Annotated in this window: 3 protein-coding genes and 1 pseudogene; 1 reads left to right on the top strand and 3 read right to left on the bottom strand. The window is 70.9% G+C overall.

Annotation, left to right across the window (positions count from 1 at the left end):
* From RIF68_RS23685 to RIF68_RS23675, 3 genes and pseudogenes are all read right to left on the bottom strand, one after another.
* Window positions 1–376: pseudogene (locus tag RIF68_RS23685) on the bottom strand (glycosyltransferase); the annotation flags it as partial.
* Between the two features lie 62 nt (window positions 377–438).
* Entirely contained in the window at window positions 439–3309 is a 2871-nt protein-coding gene (locus RIF68_RS23680) for a CDP-glycerol glycerophosphotransferase family protein (RefSeq protein WP_309053310.1), read from the bottom strand.
* A 316-nt stretch (window positions 3310–3625) separates the two neighbouring features.
* Window positions 3626–5311 (bottom strand): DUF6056 family protein, encoded by a 1686-nt coding sequence (locus RIF68_RS23675; protein ID WP_309053309.1) that lies wholly within the window; start codon window positions 5309–5311, stop codon window positions 3626–3628.
* A 239-nt stretch (window positions 5312–5550) separates the two neighbouring features.
* Here RIF68_RS23675 and RIF68_RS23670 point away from each other — a divergent pair.
* A partial coding sequence (locus RIF68_RS23670; RefSeq protein ID WP_309053308.1) for a glycosyltransferase family 2 protein occupies window positions 5551–6286 on the top strand: 736 nt, incomplete at its 3' end.

Genomic DNA, 6286 nt, shown 5'->3' with positions numbered 1-6286 from the left:
TGCCGATGACGACGAGGCCCTTGGTGTCGGCGAGGGAGACCCACTCCATCGCCCACACCTGGGTCACGATCACCACGGCGCCGGGCCGGGCGGCGGCGAACAGCGCCGTCAGCCGGTCGGCGCGCTCGCGCATCCCGGCGGCGCGGGCCGCGTGGCGCCGCCGCTCGACCGCGTTGAGCTTGCCCTTGAGGCCGCGCAGCGGCTTCACCTGCGGCGGGTGGGCGTCGTACAGCGTGGTCGTCTCGTACGGCAGCGGCTCGGGGAACTCGTGCTGCCGGCCCTCGGGGGCGGGGGTGATGCCGATGACGTGGACGCGGTGCCCGCGGCCGGTGAACTCCCGGGCCATCTGGTGCGTCCAGGTGGTCACACCGCCCATCTCGTCCACGCTGTTGGAGACGATGAAGATGTCGCGGCCGCCGGACACGGTGGTCTGGTTGGTCACTTCCCGCTCCTGGTGAAGAACTTGGCGACGATCTGACGGGCCGCGTCGCCCCGGTCGCACTCGCTGAACTCTGCGTTGAACCGCTGGCGTGCCGCCGCGTACTTGGTGTCGGCCTCGTCCTTGAAGTTGGCGATCACTCCGAAGAGTTCCTCCTCCGTGGCCACGACCGGGCCCGGGGCGCGCTCCTTCAGGTCGAAGTAGGTGCCGCGGTTCTCCTTGGCGTACTCGTCGTAGTCGTACGTGAAGAAGATCATCGGCCGGTCGAGCAGCCCGTAGTCGAACATCACGGAGGAGTAGTCCGTGATCAGACCGTCCGCGAGGGCCAGCAGCGGCGTGATGTCGTGGAGCCGCGACACGTCGATGATCCGGCCCTGGACCGACGGCGGCAGCGACACGCTGTTCAGGTAGTGGGTCCTGATGAGCAGCGTGTGGGTGTCGCCGAAGCGCTCCGCGAACTCCTCCAGGTCGAAGGGGGGCTGGAAGGCCCGCACCTTGCCGCCGGGGGCCGCGCGGAAGGTCGGCGCGTACAGCAGCACCTTCTTGTCCGGGTCGAGGCCCAGCTCCTCCGCGAGCCGGCCGCGCTCGCGCCGGCCGCTCTCGGCCTCGGCGCGGCGGGCGGCGACCAGTTCGTCGTTGCGCGGGTAGCCGACGGGCAGCAGCACCTCGTCGCGGAGCCGGAAGCCCTTCGCGAGGGTGCGCCGGTCGTGCTCGCCACGGATGAGGAAGTGGTCGAACCGGTCCAGGGCGCGCTGGAAGGACTCCTGCGCGGCCAGGCCGCGGGCCTTGGTGTTGGGCTCGTCGAAGCCCATCCGCTTCAGGGCGGTGCCGTGCCAGGTCTGGATGTAGGTGGTGCCGGGGCGCTTGGTGAGGCGCAGCGGGAAGCCCTGGTTGTCGATCCAGAACTCCGCCTGGGCCAGCGCCCGCAGGTACTGCCAGCTCCAGCGCTTGACCAGCGTGGCGTCCTCGGGGAAGCCGGTCGGCCGGGCGCCCGCGTACGACCAGACGGCCTCGAAGGCCACGCCCTGACGGCGCATCTCCTCGTAGATGGCCTTCGGGCTGTCGCTGTACTGCTTGCCGAGGTGGCTCTCGAAGACGACGAGGCCCTTGCGGATCGGCAGCTTGCTGTAGAACTCGTGGTAGACGCGCAGCTTGGTCTCGCCCGAGTGCAGGTCCTTCTTCGCCTTGAGCAGGCGGCGCAGGCTCGTCTTCGCGAACTGCGCGGTGCGCCCGTGCATGGCGCCCTCGATCACCGCCGTGGTGTGCACGGCCGCCTTGCCCTCGGCGGACAGGACGTAGGACAGGTTGCCCTTCTTGGTGATCTCCGGGACGAAGCGGTCGGAGACCAGCGTGGTGAGCTTCGGGCGGACGCGCAGGGCGCGGGCGTTGTCGAGCGAGGTGCCGCCGACGGAGACCCGGGTGCGCAGGCGCTTGCCGTCGACCGTGAGGATCACCCGCACGTCCCAGACGGCGTCGATGATGCCGAGCGGGCGCACGGCGCGGGCGATGTCCGCGGTGCCCTCCCACTCGATGAACCGGCCGGCGTGGCGCAGCGAGGTCACCGGGATGTGGGCGGTCTTGCCGCTGACGCTGCGGCGGGCCGAGAACTCCAGGACGGCGCTGATCTGCGCGTCCGGCGTGATGCGGCCGAGCGGGTTGACGATCCGTCCCGCCAGCTTGACGACGCCGTCGGTGCTCTCGTACGAGGTCAGGCGGTTGCCCAGGGCGAGCGCGGTGAGCGGCCGGGTGTGGAAGCCGCGCGCGGTGACGTCCAGGATGCTGCGGCCCTGCTCGGTGTCGATGTGGCGGTCGCACCAGTAGATCCGCTCGTCCTGCTCGGCGAGCGGGACGGTGAGGCGGCCCGGGTTGGTGAGCGCCTCGGTGGCCGGGAGCAGGTTCTCCCAGTCCTCCTTGCTCAGCAGGTAGGCGCAGATCGCGTGGATCGGCTGCACTTCCTCGTACGCCTGCGGGTCGATCTCGGCGAGGTAGCCGTTGGCCACCTCGGCGAACTCGCGCCGGTAGTCCTCGCCGAGCAGCGGCAGGTCGCGCAGGTGGAGGACGAGGTCGTGCTTGAGGAACTTGATGTCCTTGCGGTACTTGAGCTCGTCGTAGCCCTTGCTCTCCAGCAGGGCGTCCACGCGGCGGTGGATCTCCATCCGGTGGACGAAGTTGGCGATCTCGTGGCGCCGGTTGCTGATGGACTTGGAGGCGGCGCTCTCCTGCACGTTCCAGAAGTAGACCGTGTTGGGGATCAGCGTGATCCGGCGCGCGGCGACGTAGGCCTGCGCCGAGAACAGCAGGTCCTCGTAGTGGATGCCGACCGGGAACTCCAGGCCGTTCTCCAGCAGGAAGTCGCGGCGGTAGCACTTGTTCGTCGACAGGGTGTCGAACGTCAGCAGGTCCGAGAGCTCGGTGATCGACTCGATCGTCCGGGTCTTGGAGTAGAGCCACGGGTACCAGGCGGTCTTCTTCTGGTTGCGGCTGTCCAGGTGCACGCGGACGCACAGGCCGGAGACGATGTCGGAGCCGGTGCTCTCGGCGGCGTCCAGCATGTTGCGGCAGGCGTTGCGTTCCAGCACGTCGTCGCTGTCGAGGAACATGACGTAGGCGCCGGAGCACTGCTGGATGCCGTAGTTGCGGGGCGCGCCGCAGCCACCGCTGTTCTGCGGCAGCTGGAAGGCCCGCACCCGGTCCGGGTGCGCGGCGGCGAGCGCCTGGGCGACCTCGAAGGTGCTGTCCTTGCTGCAGTCGTCGACGATCACGACCTCGACGCCGTGCAGAGTCTGATCCAGGACCGACTGAACGGCCGTCGGGAGACGCTCTGCGTCGTTGTAGGCGATGACGACCACGGAGACGTCAGGCACTTGCACCTCGATCCACTTGTCTTTCCTCCAGACACACCCAAGCTACCTGGTGTTCCCCAGCTGGTTTGCCGCGCCTTTCGCCTGGGCGGCGAGCGCCGTGTCCCGATCGTGACGGAGCGAACGGCGCTCGCGGCACAACCATTGCCCGGCGCCGGAAGTCGCCCTTCGGGGCGCCACCTCGCGACGAGCGCCGGGACGTCGGCACATGTGCCGAGAACCTACCCCAAACCCTGTTACGCCCGGCCCGGGGGTGTGAGGGGGAACACACCCCCGGAGGGGATTTGCCGCCGCCGGAACTGGGCAAAGAGGGCAACCGGTCCGGTCAGCCGCGGCGCAGCCGGTCCACGCCGTAGTACGTGGCGGCGCACCGGGCCGCCCAGTCCCGCGCGTACACCTCGGTGAAGAACGGCTCGGCGAGTCCGCCGATGAGCAGCGGACGGTACGTGACCTCGGTGGCGCCGTCCGCGATGCCGGCCCTGATCCGGGCGTTCTGCCGGTCCCAGGCCACGCTGCGGGACACCGTCTGGGTGGCCGTCGTGCGCACCGTGGGTACCAGGGCGGCCAGACTCGCGGCGGTGAGGCTCCCGGCGAGGACGAGAACGGTGAGACGTACGGCACGGCCGCGGCGGGCGACGAGGGTTCGCGAGGTCTCAGGGGCCCTCCGGTCCGGGCCCGGGTCCGGTGCCTTCGTGTCCGGGGTCCGTTCCGCGTCCGGGGTCTTGGGGTCCGGGGACCCGAAGCGGTGCCCGAGGGCGTGCCCGAGCCAGGCCCCGTACGCGCCGAGCGTGAGCAGGAAGGGGACGAGGAAGCTGGTCCAGGTCCGCGCGTACGTCCACCCCGTCGGCCCGTAACCACTGCGCAGCCCGTACGCCGCCACCAGGCTCGCCAGCGCGATCAGCGGCACCGGCAGCACCGCGAGCAGCCACAGCGGCGGCCGGGCCGTGCCGCCCGGCCGGGCGCGCGGGCCCCGGTCCCCGGCCGCGAGCGCCACCGCGAGGCCCAGGAGCGCCCCGGCGGCCAGAGCCCCCGCGTACGCCCACTGGCCGCCGATCGTCTCCCAGATCCGCAGCCAGTCCCGGACCGTCTCGCCGAGCTCCGCGGCCGTCAGCGGCTTCTCCGGCTGCTGGGCGCGCCGCCAGCGGGCGCCGGGCGAGGTGGTGAGCAGCACCAGGCCGATGCCGAGGCCCAGGCACCAGGCCGTGCACCAGGTCGTCGCGTACCGGTCGCGCGCCCGGCCCAGGCCGGGCAGGCACAGCACGCCCACCACCGCCGCGGCCGTCCCGGCCGTCGCCACGAAGGGCTCGCTGAGCATGCCGGCCGCCACCCCGACCAGCAGCGCGCCCGCCACGGCCGCGCCGCGCGCCCGCCTCCGGCCGCGCGCCGCCCGTACGGCCCAGATCACCGCCCAGACGCCCAGCACGCTCGGCACCGTGTGGGAGAGGGTGGCCGGTGCCCACAGCAGGGCCTGGTACGGGCGGGTGCCGGCGAAGAACAGCAGCGCCTCGACGACCGCCACCGCCGCCGCGAGCACGACCGCCGGCACCGGCAGGCGCAGGGCGCGCAGCGCCTCACGGGCGAGGAGGAAGAGGCCCGCGCCGAGCGTGACCACGAGGAGGGCGGGCAGCAGCTTGGGGCCCGTCATGTCGTCGGCGTACAGGACACCGGTCAGGAAGGCGTTGGTCACCCGTCCGTTCTGCGTGCGGTAGAAGTCCGCCGAGATGCCGAGGACGCCCAGGTCCCGTGCCTTCCAGAGCGCGCACCAGTCGTCGGAGACCGGACGTACGTACAGGCCGAGGAAGGCGCCGACCGAGAGCAGCGCCCCGGCGCCCGCCATCGTGACGAGTCCGGCCCCGGCCGCCGCGCGCCGCAGCAGGCCCTCGCCGGCGCCGCTCCTTTCCGGCCGTCCGGCCGTGACTCCGCCCTCCTCCGGGCCGTCGCCTGTACCGTCCTGTGAACGGTCCGGCGGTGTGTGCGCGCCGTCGTTCTCCGGGAAGGTCGTCCTGCTCACCGGTCATCGCTCCTGCGGCCAAGGTCGCCTCTACGGGTGACAAATGGGTGAAAATGGCATGCGGCTCACTATCTGCCCCGCATGCTTTGCTCCGTGGACGACATGCCGACCGTGAGCGGTCACTCGCGCGCCGCGCGCCGGTCACCCACGCGCCGTACCGTGACCGGGCTGCTCGAAGGAGAGTTCGGTGGCGGTCCCTCAGGACGTACTCTCGCTCGGCCCTCTGGAGTGACCGTTCAATGACCAGGCTTTCCGTCGTCGTCCCCTGTTACAACGAGGAAGACGTCATCGAGCGATTCGACACACGTATGCGAGAGGTACTCGACGGCCTCCCGGTCGGCTACGAGATCTGTTACGTGGACGACGGCAGCTCCGACGGAACACTCGAGCGGCTGCGCGCCATCGCCGCCCGGCACCCGCACCGCACCCAGTACGCCTCCTTCAGCCGCAACTTCGGCAAGGAGGCCGCCATGCTCGCCGGCCTGCGCAAATCCAGCGGCGACGCCGTCGTCATCATGGACGCCGACCTCCAGCACCCGCCCGAGCTCCTCGGCCGCATGCTCGACCTCCACCACCAGGGATACGACCAGGTGATGGCCCGGCGCACCCGGGAGGGCGACAAGAAACTGCGTTCGGCGCTCAGCCGTCTGTACTACCGGGCCGTGAACCGCTGGGTCGACGTCGAACTCACGGACGGCGTCGGCGACTTCCGCCTGCTGTCCCGGCCCGCCGTCGACGCCCTGCTCTCCCTGCCCGAGTACAACCGCTTCTCCAAGGGCCTGTTCTCCTGGATCGGCTTCGACACCGTCACCTTCGACTACCAGAACGCCGCGCGGGAGGCCGGCGAGACGAAGTGGAAGTTCGGCTCCCTGCTCAACTACGGGATGGACGGGCTGATCTCCTTCAACAACCGGCCGCTGCGCATCGCGCTCTGGCTCGGTCTCATGCTCAGCGGGCTGGCCGCCCTGTACGCGG

The sequence above is a fragment of the Streptomyces sp. genome (assembly GCF_031178505.1).
Taxonomy (GTDB): Bacteria; Actinomycetota; Actinomycetes; order Streptomycetales; family Streptomycetaceae; genus Streptomyces; species Streptomyces gulbargensis.
The sequence above is the reverse complement of the archived record's forward strand: the minus strand, read 5'-3'. Positions and strand labels throughout refer to the sequence as shown.